Below are 13,004 nucleotides of genomic sequence, written 5' to 3'. Positions count from 1 at the left end.
AGGGATAAGTTACATATTGGTATTGTTCAAGCGCTAGGTTGCGTTTCGAGCAATTTACACAGCGCGGAAACCTTCGCCGCATCGGTGGCGAGGCGCGGGCCGGCCTGGAAGCTGAAGGCGGTTTCGCGCGCACCGGCGCTCTCCTGCGCGCTGCGACAGGACGCATGGACCTCGCGCACGCCGGTCTCCAGGATCGGCGGCAGCGTCGTCGCGTCGATCCCGCTGCCGGCGAGGATGGTCAGGCGATTGCCGGCTGCCCGAACAAGCGCCGCGAGCGTCTCGCGTCCGTCGATCGCCTTCGGCGCGCTGCCGGAGGTGAGGATTCGGTCGAAGCCGAGGCCGATCGCAATTTCTAGTTCCGCCAGGGGATCGGGGCACAGGTCGAACGCCCGGTGCAGGGTCAGCGACAGCGGACGCCCGGTTCCGCGGGCTACCGCTACCCAGTCGGAGAGCATCGTGGCATCCAGCCGGTAATCGGCGCGGCTGGCACCGATCACGACGCCGGCGAGCCCGGCCTCCGCGGCCGCGTGGATGTCGGCGGCGACCAGCGCCGCTTCGGCGGCGGTATAGGTGAAGTTTCCGTCGCGCGGCCGGGCGAGCAGATGGACCGGGATCGGCGCCTGCGACGCGACGGCGATAAGCGACGCAGGCGGCGTGAGTCCGCCCACCGCCAAGGCCGCGCACAGCTCGATGCGGTGCGCGCCACCGGCGACCGCCGCCTCGATTCCGGCAACGTCTTCCACACAGACTTCGAGCAATCGACGCATGCGGTATTCGGCCTCGTACGGAAGGTTCTAGAAAAGTCCTATTCCTCAGAGCACGCCGAACGTCCAGCCCTCCGTGTGCGCCAGTTCGGGGGTGAGGGCGGCGGGCTCCCACAGGCCGGGTTGCCGCGCCGCCACCCGCAGCCAGGCCGCGCTGAGGATCGCATCGGTGGCATGATCGTCATAGCGCGGCAGGGGGGCGTGGGGCGCCGAGCCGAAGGCGGCGAGCATGGCATCCAGCGTCGCGGCGTCGCGGATCTTGGAAATACCCTTGCGCATCCCTGCCAGCCGCGCGGCGAGCGACGTGTAGATCTCCACCAGCACCGGCCCGCTCTCCGGCAGTGGATCGAAGGGCCACAGGCCGATCCGCCCGCGCAGCCGGTGCAGCACGCGCATGCCGGTCAGGCTCGATTTGCCCACCTGGCTGGCCCCCACCAGGTTGAAGCAGCTGTAGGGCGAAAGCGCCATTGTCTCCTGCCCCACCTCACAGACCCGAAAACGGCCGCGCCCGCCGGGGAAAAGATCGCCGCAATCGCCCATCTGGCGGAAATGCCGGCGCGCCTGGGGGTGCTGGACGAAGCTGGTCGCGGCCAGGTGCGGATCGGCCGCGGAGAGGTGATCGACGAGCGCCCATAGCGCTGGCCCGTCGGCCGGGCTCGCCTCCCATCCAGGGAAATAGGCGCCGGCATCGGCAAAGGGAAAGGCCGGGGAAAGGTCGAGCCCGATCAGCGCCCGCGTCCCCGCCCGGGCCAGCGCGTCCAGAAAGGCTAGAATGTCCGCCCGCGACCATGGCCGATCGATCAGCACCGGGGCGACATCGCCGAATCGGGCATGCGCTACCGCGAGGCCCTTGGGCCGCTCGACGGCCTGGCCGGACCAGTCGATCGCGATGAAATCGGTAAAGCTCAGGGCCGCGTCCCCATCCCGGCGGCGAGGCGTTGCGGCTTCTTCGCGCGCTCCCACCAGGCGCGCTGGATGTACAGCGCGATCCGCTCGCGCGCCGGGGTGCCGTAGCGGACCAGCAGCATCGGATAGTTGCGGTCATGGTCGGTCTGCCAGAAGGTCTCGGGATCGGTCTCCAGCAGCAGCGACTTTTCGTCCTGCCGGATCATCAGCCCGAAGCTGCCGGGTTCCCGGCTCGGCGCGATCAGCCCCTTTCCATTGATCTTCGGGCAGGGATTGCCCCACCAGGACGCCATCTCCACGCCCGGCAGGCCGAGCGCGAAGGCGCAGGCGTCCTCCCAGTCATCCATCGCGCCGTTGCTCCCGCATCGCGGCCCACCAGGCGAGCCGTTCGGACACGCGCTTCTCGTGCCCGCGATCGGTAGGCGTGTAGAAGGTCTGCGGCTCCATCTCGGCCGGCCAGTAATCGTCGCCCGAGAAGCCGCCCTCGGCGTCATGGTCATAGGTATAGCCGCTGCCATAGCCGATCTGCTTCATCAGCTTGGTCGGTGCGTTCAGGATGTTCTGCGGCGGCATCAGCGAGCCGGTTTCCTTCGCCACTTTCCACGCCGCCTTCTGCGCCTTGTAGGCCGCGTTCGACTTGGGTGCTGTCGCCAGGTAGAGACATGCCTGCACGATCGCCAGCTCGCCTTCCGGGGAGCCCAGGAAATCATAGGTGTCCTTGGCGGCCATGCACTGCACCAGGGCATTGGGATCGGCCATGCCGATATCCTCCACCGCCATGCGCACGAGGCGGCGCAGCAGGTACAGCGGCTCCTCGCCGGCGGTGAGCATCCGCGCGAGATAATAGAGGGCGGCCTGCGGATCAGAGCCGCGCACCGACTTATGCAGCGCCGAGATCAGGTTGTAATGCCCTTCGCGATCCTTGTCGTACACCGCGACCCGGCGCTGGAGAAAGGCGGAGAGCCCGGCGGGATCGAGCGGTTCCTCGAACTGGACGGAGAACAGCGTCTCGGCCTGGTTGAGCAGGAAGCGGCCGTCGCCGTCGGCGCTCGCGACCAGCGCGTCGCGGGCTTCGGGGGTGAGGGGGAGGGGGCGTTCTTCCAGCGCCTCGGCGCGGTCGAGCAGCTGGGTCAGCGCCTCGTGCCCCAGCCGGTGGAGGATCAGCACCTGCGCGCGGCTGAGCAACGCAGCGTTCAGCTCGAACGACGGGTTCTCGGTGGTCGCACCCACCAGCGTAACCGTGCCGTCCTCGACATAAGGCAGGAAGCCGTCCTGCTGGGCGCGGTTGAAGCGGTGGATCTCGTCCACGAACAGCAGCGTGCGCTTGCCGATCCGGGCATGATCGCGCGCCTCGGCGAATACCTTCTTGAGGTCGGCGACGCCCGAAAACACGGCGGAGATCGCGACGAAGCGCAGCCCCACCGCATCGGCGAGCAGCCGGGAGATGGTGGTCTTGCCGGTGCCCGGCGGCCCCCAGAAGATGATCGAGCTGAGTTTCCCCGCCGCCACCATCCGGCCGATCGCGCCCTGCGGGCCGGTCAGATGCTCCTGCCCGACGACCTCGTCGAGCTGCTGCGGGCGCAGCCGATCGGCCAGCGGTCCGCCGGCGGGCGTGGAATCGGAAGCGGGCGGCTCGTGCGCGGCAAAAAGGTCGGCCATCGGCTGCAAGATAGGCGGACGCGACGCAATTTGCATCCCGGCGGTTGATCGGACGCAAGGCTCGGCGGCGTCTGCCCCGCCAAACCGCTGGTCATCCCGGCGAAAGCCGGGATCCATTTGCCCCTCCGGTGCAGCAGGAGCCGACGCGGTGAAGCGTCTGGATCCCGGCTTTCGCCGGGATGACGGCGGGTGGGGTGAAGCGGCCCCTCAACCGCGTCAAGGCGAGGAGGGGCGAGTAGCGGAGGATCGGACATGGACTGCGACGTCGTCATCGTCGGGGGAGGGCCGGCGGGTCTCGCCTTCGCGCGGTCGCTGGAAGACAGCGGGCTGGGCATCGTGCTGCTCGAACGCGCGCCGCTGGAAGCGCTGGCGACGCCCCGGTTCGACGGGCGGGAAATAGCGCTCACCCACGGCTCGAAGCGCATCCTCGAGCAGCTCGGCGCCTGGGACCGGCTGCCGGCGGACGAAATTGCGCCGATGCACGCGGCGAAGGTGGTGAACGGCGACTCTCCCTTCTCGCTAAACTTCACGGCGGGCGAGGGAGAGGCACAGCTTGGCTATCTCGTGCCGAACCACCGCATCCGTGCGGCGCTGTACGATGCCGCGCGGAACCAGCCCGGCTTGCGGCTGATCACCGGCGCGGAGGTGGTGCATGCCCGCTCCGGCGCGACGGGGTCGCGCGCCGAAGTGCTGCTTTCCTCGGGGGAGGTGGTGCGCGCCCGCCTGCTGGTAGTCGCCGATTCGCGCCTCTCCACGACGCGCGAGGCGCTGGGGATCGGTGCGGACATCAATCCGCTGGGTCGGTCTATGATGGTCGTGCGCGTCCGGCACGAACTGCCGCACGGCGCGACCGCGCTCGAATGGTTCGATCACCGCCAGACGCTTGCCCTGCTGCCGCTGAACGGCAACCTTGCCGGTGCGGTGCTGACGCTCCCCGAAGACGCGGCGCGGCGCGTGGCGGCGTTCGATGACGCCGCGCTCGGCCGCGACCTCACCCGCCGGTTCCGTCAACGGCTTGGACGGATGGAGGTGGTGAGCGATCGCAACGTCTATCCGCTCGTCACCACCTGGGCGCACCAGTTCGTCAGCGGCCGCGCGGCGCTGATCGGCGATGCGGCCGTGGGCATGCACCCGGTGACCGCGCATGGCTTCAACCTGGGGCTGAGTGGCCAGGCGTTGCTCGCGGCCGAGGTGTGCGATGCGGTGCGGCGGAGCATGGATCCCGAGCTGCCCGCGGCGCTGCGCCGGTTCGAGAACGGCCACCGCGCTGCGTGCAAGCCGCTCTATACGGGGACGAACCTGCTGGTGCGGCTGTTCACCGACGAGCGCCTGCCGGCGCGGGCGATGCGGCACGCGATGCTGCGGCTGGGGGCCGGGCTGCCCTTCGTGCGTCCCACGGTGCGGGCGATGCTGACCCATTGATCCGGCCTTGAGCCCCTCCTCAAAAAAGGGGGAGGGGCTGAAAAGGTCGGGAACCCTCTTGCATGATCTCTTTCAAGATATATCTTGTGCGCATCACGACTCACACGAGAAAGAGAATTTGCATGTTTTTCCACTTTGGACATCACGGCCATAGCCGTCATCGCCACCATGAACGGCATTCCGGCCCCCGCGGGCGCGGCGGCTGGGGCGGGGGCTTTCCCGGCGGCTTCGAAATGGCCTTCGCGATGGGCGAGCGCGGGCAGGGCGGGCGCGGGCGCCGAATGTTCGGCGGCGACGAGCTGCGCCTGCTCCTGCTCAAGCTGATCGAAGAGGCGCCGCGCCACGGCTATGACCTGATCCGCGAGATCGAGGCGCGCTCGAACGGCGCCTATGCGCCGAGCCCGGGCGTCGTCTATCCGACACTGACCATGCTCGACGACATGGACCTGATCGCCGAGCACAAGAGCGAGGGCGCCAAGAAGCAGTTCGCGATCACCGAGGCCGGCACCGCGCACCTCGCGGAAAATGCCGCGGAAGTCGAAGCGCTGTTCCAGCGGCTGGCCGACCTGGGCGAGCGCCATGCCCGTACCAGCGGCGGGCCGGTCCGGCGGGCGATGCACAACCTCAAGACCGTGCTCGCCGCCAGCGTGTTCGACGAGGAAGTCGATCCCGAGCGGCTGCACGCGATCGCCGAGATCCTCGACGAAGCCGCGCGCAAGATCGAGCGGCTCTAGGCAACGATGCCCCGGATCGAGGTGTTACGCCGGCGTCTGGGCCTCGCCCCCGCCGCCGCCAAGGAGAAACGAATGACCATTGCCCGTTACACCAGCCACGCGCTCGTCCCTACCGAGCATGCCAGCCGCTACCTTCAGCAGCTGTGCAAGCACTGGCAGCACAATCTCCAGGTGGAGTTCACGCCCGAGAACGGCACGGTGATCTTCCCCAAGGATGCGCGCGGTGCGGACCATCCGGGAGATGCGGTGGTGACGTTCGACGTCGCCGAAACCGGGCTCGAGGTGCGGATCGACGCAACCTCGGAGGAGCAGCTGGAAGGGCTGAAGGGCGCGGTCGCCCGGCACCTCGACCGCTTCGCCTTCCGTGAGGGCGAGCTGCAGTTCGACTGGCAATAGGCACGAAAAAGGGCGGGAACACGCGGTTCCCGCCCCTTCCTTTTCGGTCGTCCGGATCAGAAGCTGAAGCGGACCGAAGCCGTGATGGTGCGCCCGGTCAGCGTCTGCGCGGTGGCGACGCCCGAAGCCGGGACCGCTGCCGAGTTCACCGAGACGAAGGCCAGCTTGTCGAACACGTTGTAGACGTTCAGGCCGAGCTGCAGGCCGTTCACCGGACGGAACTGCACGAACGGGCTGACAATGGTGTAGCCAGGCTGCTTCAACAGGTTGCCGTCCTGCGCGAAGCTGCTGGTGGTGCCGATCAGGTTCGTGCCGATGGTGAAGCGCTTCACTTCGAACTGCGGGGTTGCCTGGAAGATCAGGTCCGGCTGGTGGCGCGGCGTATTGCCGACCAGCGTCTTGTCCGCCTTGTCGGCGTCGATCTTCGCCTTGGTGTAGGTGGCGCCCAGGCGCAGACTCAGCGGGCCGTGCTCGAACAGGCCTTCGACTTCCACGCCTTTGGCGCTGTAGTCGCGATCGATCTGCAGCACCACGGTGGCACCGCTGGCGTCTGCGCCGATCTGCAGGTTCTTGTCCGAGGTCGAGGCCCAGAAGCCGGTGGCGAATAGCGTCACGCCGTCCTTGCGGAACTTCACGCCGGCTTCGGCCTGCTTCACCGGGCCATAGGCCATGGCCGGATCGGTCAGCGCGCCCGAGGCGGGGTTCACCGCCGGGGAGAAATAGAGGCGCTCTGCGCTGGCACGCGCACCGCGGCTGTAGCGGGCGAACACCGATAGCGGCTCGGCGATGCGATAGTTCACGCCCACCGAGTAGGACGCGTAGCGGTAGCTGTAATCGGCCTGGCCCGGCTGCGACAGCGGCAGGACCGCGACGCTGCGCTCGGGCAGCGAAAGGGTGCCGTCGCGGTCCATGTCGACCGGGGCGACGCCGACGCGGCCGCCGCCCAGATCGGCACCGTACAGCGTGCCGCTGACCTTGCCGAAGTCATAGCGCAGGCTGCCGCCGACCGAGAGCGCGCCGATCTGGTAGTTCACCGAGCCATAGGGTGCGAACACGCGGTACTGCAGGTCGTAGCGACGACGATAGCCCGCGCTGCCGCGGATCCCGTAGTTCAGCACGCCGCCCTGGGTGACCGGCACGCCGCCAGCGGTGAGCACGTCGACATAAGCGGAGTTGCCGCCGCCGGCGATGTCGAACACGTCGGTCAGCAGGTGCAGGTTCTGCGCCATCGCCTGCGACGATGCGTAGAAGCCGGCGGTGGTGGTCAGCTTGCCGTCACCGACGTTCCACACGCGGCTGCCGCGGAAATCATTGGTGAAGTTGTCGAGCTTCTCAAGATCCGAGTGAATCTCCAGCCCGTACATCAGCAGCCCGTTGCCGTTCAGCGTCGCCGGGTTGGCGATCGCCTTGCCCGCGTTCGGCCCCGTGGCGTAGCGCAGCGTGGCACCCGGCCCGGCAAAGGCCGGAGCAAGCGCGGCGGCAGGCAGCAACGCCATGGAGCTGCTCTCGTTGTACGTTCCGGAAATGGCGGCATAGCGCATGCGATCGCTGAAAGTCCAACCGGCGATGTCGAATTGCGCCTCCAGGCCGATCGAGGCGACCTTGCTGCGGTTGCCGTCGCGCAGATCCACATTGGTCACCTTGTTGTTGCCGTCGAGCGCGAGGATCGACGACTTGTAGCGCGAATAGAGCGTGTCCTTGCGCGGATCGAAACCCGGGATGGTGCTGTACGTCGGATCGGCATTGGTGCCGCGCACCGCCACCGGCACCATCGCATAGTTCGGCTCGCGGTCGTCGAGATACTTGCCGTAGACGCGGATATAGCCGCTGGCGAACGTCTTGGTGACGTTCATCTTGATCTGGCCGCCCTTGAAGGCGTCGTAGCCGGTCGCGCGCGGGCCCTCGCCCTGGCGGTAGAAGCCGCCGATGTTGAAGCGCACGGTCTTGCTGAGATGACCGCCATAGTTGAAGTCGGCGCGGCCCAGTTCATGGTCGATCCCCGACGAGAGCTGCAGGGTGCCGCCGTCTTCTTCGCCGGTCTTCGAGATGAAATTGACCAGGCCACCCGGCGAGTTCGACGCGAAGGTCGAGGCCGAGCCGCCGCGGATCGCCTGCACCTGCGACAGGCTGAGATCGGTGCGCAGGAAGGCGGTGGTCGAGGCGAAATGGATGTCGCCGAACTCCAGCACGGGCAGGCCGTCTTCCTGGATCTGCAGGAACTTGGAGCCGTCCGCCGCCATCGGCAGGCCGCGGATGGTGACGGCGGTCAGGCCGTCGGTGCCGGCGGTCTCGGCGCGGATGCCCGGCATGTTGCCCAGCACTTCGGCGATCGAGCGGGTGCCGATCTTCTGGATCTGGTCTTCGTCGATCGAGCTCGCCGAAATCGCCGAATCGAGCAGGTCGCGGCCCTTGGCGACGCCGGTGGTGAAGGCCTGCTTGGGCGCCGGCGCGGTGGCGGGCGCTGCATCGCGCGTCGTCGGCGCGGGGGTCTTGGCGACCTCCTGGGCATGGGCGGGAACGACGAACAGCGCGCACGAGGCGGCGAGCGTCAGGCGAAGGCGATGCGACATGGGGAACCCCTCTTTGATTTGTGTGTCGGGGAGTCGAATGGCGCGAGGCACCTTAAGAGATTGAAATCCTGAGCGTAGGTACAAATACGATCTGCGTACCGATCCGCAGGCGCGCATTTACCAGACGGAGGCTGGAATCGTTTGCCATTCGCCTTGTGAAGACACGGCAGGATCTGTTTAGTCGATAACGATTTATCGTTATGATGGCTTCAAAAGGAAGGCGGATACAGCCGAAGCCAGGAGTGGGCAGGTGATCGAACTGCGAATTGCGGAAGGCGAATCGACGGAAAGCGAGCGGCGGGAGGTGCGCCTGCTTGGCCTGCTCGCCGATTGCGCGGGCAAGATGCTGGGCGCGTCCGATCCCACCGCGATGATCGACTATCTGTTCGCCATGGTGCGCGACGAACTGCTGCTCGACGTCTATTTCCACTACCGTGCCGAACCCGACAACCTTCTGGTTCTCGAAGCGTGCGGCGGGCTCACCGAAGCGCAGAAGGCGGCTGGCGCGCGCTTGCAGTTCGGGCAGGCGGTGTGCGGCATGGTCGCCCGCGATCGGACGCCGCGTGTCGTCGCCCAGGTGCAGGGCAGCGAGAACCCGATGACCAACTTCATCCGCGACGTGGGGCTGGACAGCTACGCCTGCACGCCCCTGCTGCACGGGGAGGTGCTGCTCGGCACGCTGGGCTTCGGGCGTCGCAGCGGCGTGCCCTTCACCGAAATCGAACTGCGGTTCCTCCGCACGATCTGCAGCTATGTCGCCGTCGCCAAAAACCGGTTGCTGGTGGAGGCGGAGATGCTCGCGGCGATGAAGGCGCGCGACGCCCTGGAAAAGGCGCAGCGGGCGCTGATCGGCAGCATCTCGCGCAGCGCCGTCGAAGAGGAGGCCGCGACCGCCGCGATGCTCGCGCACGAGATGGTGCAGCCGCTATCGGCGGCATCGAACTACATCGCCACGGTGGAGATGGCGCTGCGCGGCACCGGCGGGCCCGATGTCCTCCGGCAACTGGCGCGGGCACGGGCGCAGATCAGTCGCTCGTCGGAGATCGTGGCACGGACCCGAACGCTGGTCGAACGCGGCGAACTCCATGCCGAGTTCGTGGCGGCCGAAATGCTGTTCGAGGAGGCGCTGGAGCTGTTCCAGGCGGCCTGGACCGGTCCGGCGCCCATGATCGACGTGGAGATCGAAGCAGGGCTGGGGGCATTGCTTGCCGACCGGGTGCAGATCGGCCAGGTGCTCGCGAACCTGCTGCGCAATGCCGCCCAGGCGCTGGGCGATGTCGAGCAACCGAGGATCGTCCTTTCCGCCCGTGCGGTGGGCGACGGCGTCGAGATCGCTGTCGCCGACAATGGGCCGGGCTTCCCCGGCGGCGCCTTTCCCGAGCGTGGGAGCTCAAGCAGCGGCGGGCAGGGGATCGGCCTAACGGTCACCCGGCGCATTCTGGAGGCGCACCAGACGGCGCTCGACCTCCAAACCGGCGAGCAGGGCGGGTCCAAGCTCCGCTTCGTCCTCGCCGTTCGGGACGCGTGCGTCTAGGCGCGCCGAGCGAGTACTTCCAGATAGCTGTCCAGCACCGCGCGGTTCACGCGGTCCCAGACATAGGCCTGCGCCTTTTCGTGCCCCGCCGCGCCCGCGGATGCGGCGAGCGCCGGATCCGCGATCAATCGGCCGATCGCACCGGCATAGGCATCGACGTCGCGCGGGGGTACCAGGAACCCGTTCACCCCCTCTTCGACGAGGTCGATCGCGCCTGTCGCGCGCGCTGCGACGATGGGAACACCGCAGGCCATCGCTTCCGACGTCACGTTGCCGAACGTCTCCGTAACCGACGGGTTGAACAGTACGTCCATCGAGGCGACGGCACGGGCAAGATCGTCGCCGCGCTGGAAACCGGTGAAGATCGCGCCCGGTACATGCTCGGCAAACCACTGCCGTGCCGGCCCTTCGCCGATCACCAGCACCTTGTGCGGAATGCCGCGCTCCGTCAGCCGGTTGCAGACCTGCGCGAAGATATCGAGCCCTTTTTCAAGGACGAGGCGGCCGAGAAAGCCAACCGCGAATTCCTGATCGCCGATGCCCAGCGAGCGGCGCCACTCGAGGCTGCGGCGGGCGGGGTTGAAGCGATCATGATCGACGCCGCGCGACCAGATGCGGATCGGCGTGGTGACGCCCCAGCCGCGGATCAGTTCTGCGGTGGAGTTGCCGGGTGTCACCACTTGGTCAACCCGATTGTAGAACCGCGTCAACATCTTGATCAGCAACGGTTCGACGAAGCCGAGATGGTAATAGGCGGGATAGGTTTCGAAGCGCGTGTGGAGCGACGCCAGCGTGGCGATGCCGTTGCCATGCGCCCATTTCACCGCGCCGTGACAAAGGAATTCGGGGGCCGAGACGTGCACCATGTTCGGCGCGAACGCGGCCAGGTCGGCTCGGATGCTCTTCGGCAGTCCGGTGGCGAACCTGTACTCGGCGCGGCCGCCGGGCACCGGCCATGCCGGCACGCTCACCAGGTGGCCGGTGGGCGGAAAGGCAGGGGTATCGGTCGTCGGCGAATAGACGCGAACGGTCACGCCCTGATCGAGGAGAAAGCCGACGAGCTTGTTCAGGGCCTGGTTCGCACCGTCGCGAACATAGTTGTAATTGCCGCTGAAGAGCGCGACGCGAAGATCGGAGGGCTGCATTTGGCTTCGGGCCTTAATCGGCTGAAGCGGGCCCGGCAAGCGGACGACGTGTCCCGGTCCCGGAACACCGTCCTAACTCGCGCGATTGTCGCTGCATGAGCAAGCATTTCGCGAAAGGCGCCGCGGTGCGCTGGAACTGGGGCGGCAACCAGGCGCATGGCAAGGTGGCCGAGCGGTTCGAGCGTCGCGTGCAACGCACGATCAAGGGCGAAAAGATCGTGCGCAACGGAACGAAGGAAAATCCGGCCTATCTGGTGGAGCAGGAAGACGGGGGCAGGGCGCTCAAGCTGGAAAGCGAGCTGCACGCCGACTGAGGCTGGAGAGCTCCTCCCGTCTGGGAGGAGCCCGATACCTATCACCGCGTATACAGCACCCGCGCATCGGCCTTGAACGCCTCGGCGCTGGCCTTGCGCGAATAGAACATGTGGCCGCCGGGATAGACGCCCAGCTTCACGCGCTGCTCCACGCCGAAGCGCGGCAGCTGATCGATGATCAGCCTGGACCCGAAATAGGGGCAGGACAGATCGTTATAGCCGTGCACGATCAGTACGCCCATCTTGGGATCGTTGGCCACGGCCTTGCGCAGTTCGCTGACCGGCGCGTCGTCGGGCGTGCCGCGGTCCCACGCCGCGTTGACCGAGAAGGAAAGCGCATTGTAGCGCGCTTCCGTCTTCCAGCCGACCTCGCGGGTGATGAAGTCGACCATGGCGCTGGTGGTCGGCGCGATAATGCCTTCCAGGATCGGATCCCCGGACTTGCGCTCGGCGGAATTGGGGAAGGGATCGAACGCATCGACGTTCGAATCATAGACGCTGCCGATCCTGCCGTCCTCGCGGTGGACTTCGCGCAGATAGGTACCCTCGTCGATCCGGCCATCGAGGCGGCGGACCAGCTTGGGGTCTAGGCCCGTGAGCTCTGTCACCTTATCGCTCAGCCGCGCGGTGGCTTGCGGGTCTGATCGGCCGGCGAGGAGATCGGTCGCGAACGCGCCGCGCGTATAGGCCTCGACGCCCGTCATCGCCTGGGGGGTAAGCTTGCCCTGGCGTTCCAGATGCCCGGCAGCCATCGACGGCAGGGCGATCATCCAGGGGAGGGGCGACAGCGCATCCGAGCCGGCGGTGGCCGCCGGATCGAGATAGGGCGACACCATCACGATGCCGTTCACGCCCACGCCGAGCTGGGTCTGCAGTTCATAGGCGATGCGCGGTGCGCGATAGCCGCCATAGCTTTCGCCCATCACGAATTTCGGCGACCGCAGCCGCTCGTTCTTGACCAGCCAGTCATAGACGATCCGCGACAGGTATTTCACGTCCGGTTCGTTGGCGTAGAAGGCCTTCTTGGTAGCTTCCTCGTCGACCAGGCTGCGGCTGAAGCCGGTGCCGATCGGATCGATGAACACCAGGTCGGTCATGTCCAGCCAGCTGGCGGGATTGTCTACCAGCAGCGGCGCGTCCGAGGGGGCATCGCCCTTGTCGCCGAACTGGACGCGCTTCGGTCCCACGGCACCCAGGTTGAGATACACCGAGGAGGCACCGGGCCCGCCGTTGAACGCGAAGGTGACCGGCCGCTGCGGTCCGCCGCCGGGCACGACATAGGCGGTATAGACCACCTCGCCGATCTTCTTGCCCTTTGAATCATAGACCGGCAGCTTGCCGATCGTCGCCTGGTAGCGGATCGCCTTGCCGCCGATCACGGCGGTCTGGCCGATCGTCTTGTCGGCGGGCAGCGGCGGCAGTTCGGCCTTGTCGGCCTTGTCATCGCCCTTTTCCGCGGCAGCGTCCGCCTTCTTGTCCTGTGCGAGGGCCGGCGGCGCGAGAAGAATGGCGGCGAACGATGCCGCGATCACGATGCGGTGGCGCAAGAATGGATCCCCC

At 67.2% G+C, this 13,004-nt stretch carries 12 protein-coding genes; 5 read left to right on the top strand and 7 right to left on the bottom strand.

Annotation, left to right across the window (positions count from 1 at the left end):
* Positions 1 to 26: 26 nt before the first annotated feature.
* Genes SPI01S_RS02220 through SPI01S_RS02205 form a run of 4 tightly spaced genes read right to left on the bottom strand, consistent with a single transcriptional unit; the run spans position 27 to position 3,329 of the window.
* A complete protein-coding gene (locus SPI01S_RS02220) occupies positions 27 to 767 on the bottom strand; it encodes a copper homeostasis protein CutC (protein WP_066717349.1) in 741 nt (246 codons plus the stop codon).
* A 45-nt stretch (positions 768 to 812) separates the two neighbouring features.
* The gene (locus SPI01S_RS02215) at positions 813 to 1,727 is read right to left on the bottom strand and encodes a hypothetical protein (protein ID WP_084253215.1); all 915 of its coding nucleotides are present in this window, start codon (positions 1,725 to 1,727) and stop codon (positions 813 to 815) included.
* Positions 1,670 to 2,017 carry an MmcQ/YjbR family DNA-binding protein gene (locus SPI01S_RS02210; protein WP_066717348.1) on the bottom strand — a complete coding sequence of 116 codons (348 nt, stop codon included), beginning with the start codon at positions 2,015 to 2,017 and terminating at the stop codon, positions 1,670 to 1,672. Before SPI01S_RS02210 ends, SPI01S_RS02215 begins: the two co-directional genes overlap by 58 nt.
* Positions 2,010 to 3,329, bottom strand: a complete 1,320-nt coding sequence (locus SPI01S_RS02205; RefSeq protein ID WP_066717346.1) for a replication-associated recombination protein A — start codon at positions 3,327 to 3,329, stop codon at positions 2,010 to 2,012. Before SPI01S_RS02205 ends, SPI01S_RS02210 begins: the two co-directional genes overlap by 8 nt.
* A 252-nt stretch (positions 3,330 to 3,581) precedes the next feature.
* Between SPI01S_RS02205 and ubiM the strand changes: the two genes are divergently transcribed.
* The 3 genes from ubiM (at position 3,582) to SPI01S_RS02190 (ending at position 5,881) form a co-directional block, all read left to right on the top strand.
* Positions 3,582 to 4,751 (top strand): 5-demethoxyubiquinol-8 5-hydroxylase UbiM, encoded by a 1,170-nt coding sequence (gene ubiM / locus SPI01S_RS02200; protein WP_066717344.1) that lies wholly within the window; start codon positions 3,582 to 3,584, stop codon positions 4,749 to 4,751.
* Positions 4,752 to 4,873: 122 nt separating this feature from the next.
* Positions 4,874 to 5,485 (top strand): PadR family transcriptional regulator, encoded by a 612-nt coding sequence (locus tag SPI01S_RS02195; protein WP_066717342.1) that lies wholly within the window; start codon positions 4,874 to 4,876, stop codon positions 5,483 to 5,485.
* Positions 5,486 to 5,557: 72 nt separating this feature from the next.
* A complete protein-coding gene (locus SPI01S_RS02190; protein ID WP_066717713.1) occupies positions 5,558 to 5,881 on the top strand; it encodes a DUF2218 domain-containing protein in 324 nt (107 codons plus the stop codon).
* A 56-nt stretch (positions 5,882 to 5,937) separates the two neighbouring features.
* Here SPI01S_RS02190 and SPI01S_RS02185 read toward each other — a convergent pair whose 3' ends face one another.
* Positions 5,938 to 8,451: a TonB-dependent receptor domain-containing protein gene (locus SPI01S_RS02185; protein WP_066717339.1), complete on the bottom strand. Its 2,514-nt coding sequence runs from the start codon at positions 8,449 to 8,451 to the stop codon at positions 5,938 to 5,940.
* Positions 8,452 to 8,701: 250 nt separating this feature from the next.
* Here SPI01S_RS02185 and SPI01S_RS02180 point away from each other — a divergent pair, with 250 nt between their 5' ends.
* On the top strand, positions 8,702 to 9,985 hold the full coding sequence (locus SPI01S_RS02180) for an ATP-binding protein (protein ID WP_066717337.1): 1,284 nt from the start codon (positions 8,702 to 8,704) through the stop codon (positions 9,983 to 9,985).
* Here the strand turns inward: SPI01S_RS02180 and SPI01S_RS02175 are convergent.
* Positions 9,982 to 11,130 (bottom strand): glycosyltransferase family 4 protein, encoded by a 1,149-nt coding sequence (locus tag SPI01S_RS02175; RefSeq protein WP_066717334.1) that lies wholly within the window; start codon positions 11,128 to 11,130, stop codon positions 9,982 to 9,984. The genes SPI01S_RS02180 and SPI01S_RS02175 overlap by 4 nt on opposite strands.
* A 95-nt stretch (positions 11,131 to 11,225) precedes the next feature.
* Between SPI01S_RS02175 and SPI01S_RS02170 the strand changes: the two genes are divergently transcribed.
* The gene (locus SPI01S_RS02170) at positions 11,226 to 11,444 is read left to right on the top strand and encodes a hypervirulence associated TUDOR domain-containing protein (protein ID WP_066717331.1); all 219 of its coding nucleotides are present in this window, start codon (positions 11,226 to 11,228) and stop codon (positions 11,442 to 11,444) included.
* Between the two features lie 41 nt (positions 11,445 to 11,485).
* On the opposite strand, the gene SPI01S_RS02165 is transcribed toward SPI01S_RS02170, so the two are convergent.
* The gene (locus SPI01S_RS02165) at positions 11,486 to 12,991 is read right to left on the bottom strand and encodes a S10 family peptidase (protein ID WP_066717329.1); all 1,506 of its coding nucleotides are present in this window, start codon (positions 12,989 to 12,991) and stop codon (positions 11,486 to 11,488) included.
* Positions 12,992 to 13,004: the final 13 nt, after the last annotated feature.

The sequence above is a fragment of the Sphingomonas pituitosa NBRC 102491 genome (assembly GCF_001598435.1).
Lineage (GTDB): Bacteria > Pseudomonadota > Alphaproteobacteria > Sphingomonadales > Sphingomonadaceae > Sphingomonas > Sphingomonas pituitosa.
Note: the sequence above shows the minus strand (reverse complement) of the source record. Positions and strands in the feature narration are given on the sequence as shown.

What these genes read in the sequence shown, in the direction of transcription:
- SPI01S_RS02205 (WP_066717346.1), bottom strand. Translation starts at nt 3,329, where the DNA reads ATGGCCGACCTTTTTGCCGCGCACGAGCCGCCCGCTTCCGATTCCACG.
- ubiM (WP_066717344.1), top strand. Translation starts at nt 3,582, where the DNA reads ATGGACTGCGACGTCGTCATCGTCGGGGGAGGGCCGGCGGGTCTCGCC.
- SPI01S_RS02170 (WP_066717331.1), top strand. Translation starts at nt 11,226, where the DNA reads ATGAGCAAGCATTTCGCGAAAGGCGCCGCGGTGCGCTGGAACTGGGGC.
- SPI01S_RS02175 (WP_066717334.1), bottom strand. Translation starts at nt 11,130, where the DNA reads ATGCAGCCCTCCGATCTTCGCGTCGCGCTCTTCAGCGGCAATTACAAC.
- SPI01S_RS02190 (WP_066717713.1), top strand. Translation starts at nt 5,558, where the DNA reads ATGACCATTGCCCGTTACACCAGCCACGCGCTCGTCCCTACCGAGCAT.
- SPI01S_RS02195 (WP_066717342.1), top strand. Translation starts at nt 4,874, where the DNA reads ATGTTTTTCCACTTTGGACATCACGGCCATAGCCGTCATCGCCACCAT.
- SPI01S_RS02210 (WP_066717348.1), bottom strand. Translation starts at nt 2,017, where the DNA reads ATGGATGACTGGGAGGACGCCTGCGCCTTCGCGCTCGGCCTGCCGGGC.
- SPI01S_RS02185 (WP_066717339.1), bottom strand. Translation starts at nt 8,451, where the DNA reads ATGTCGCATCGCCTTCGCCTGACGCTCGCCGCCTCGTGCGCGCTGTTC.
- SPI01S_RS02220 (WP_066717349.1), bottom strand. Translation starts at nt 767, where the DNA reads ATGCGTCGATTGCTCGAAGTCTGTGTGGAAGACGTTGCCGGAATCGAG.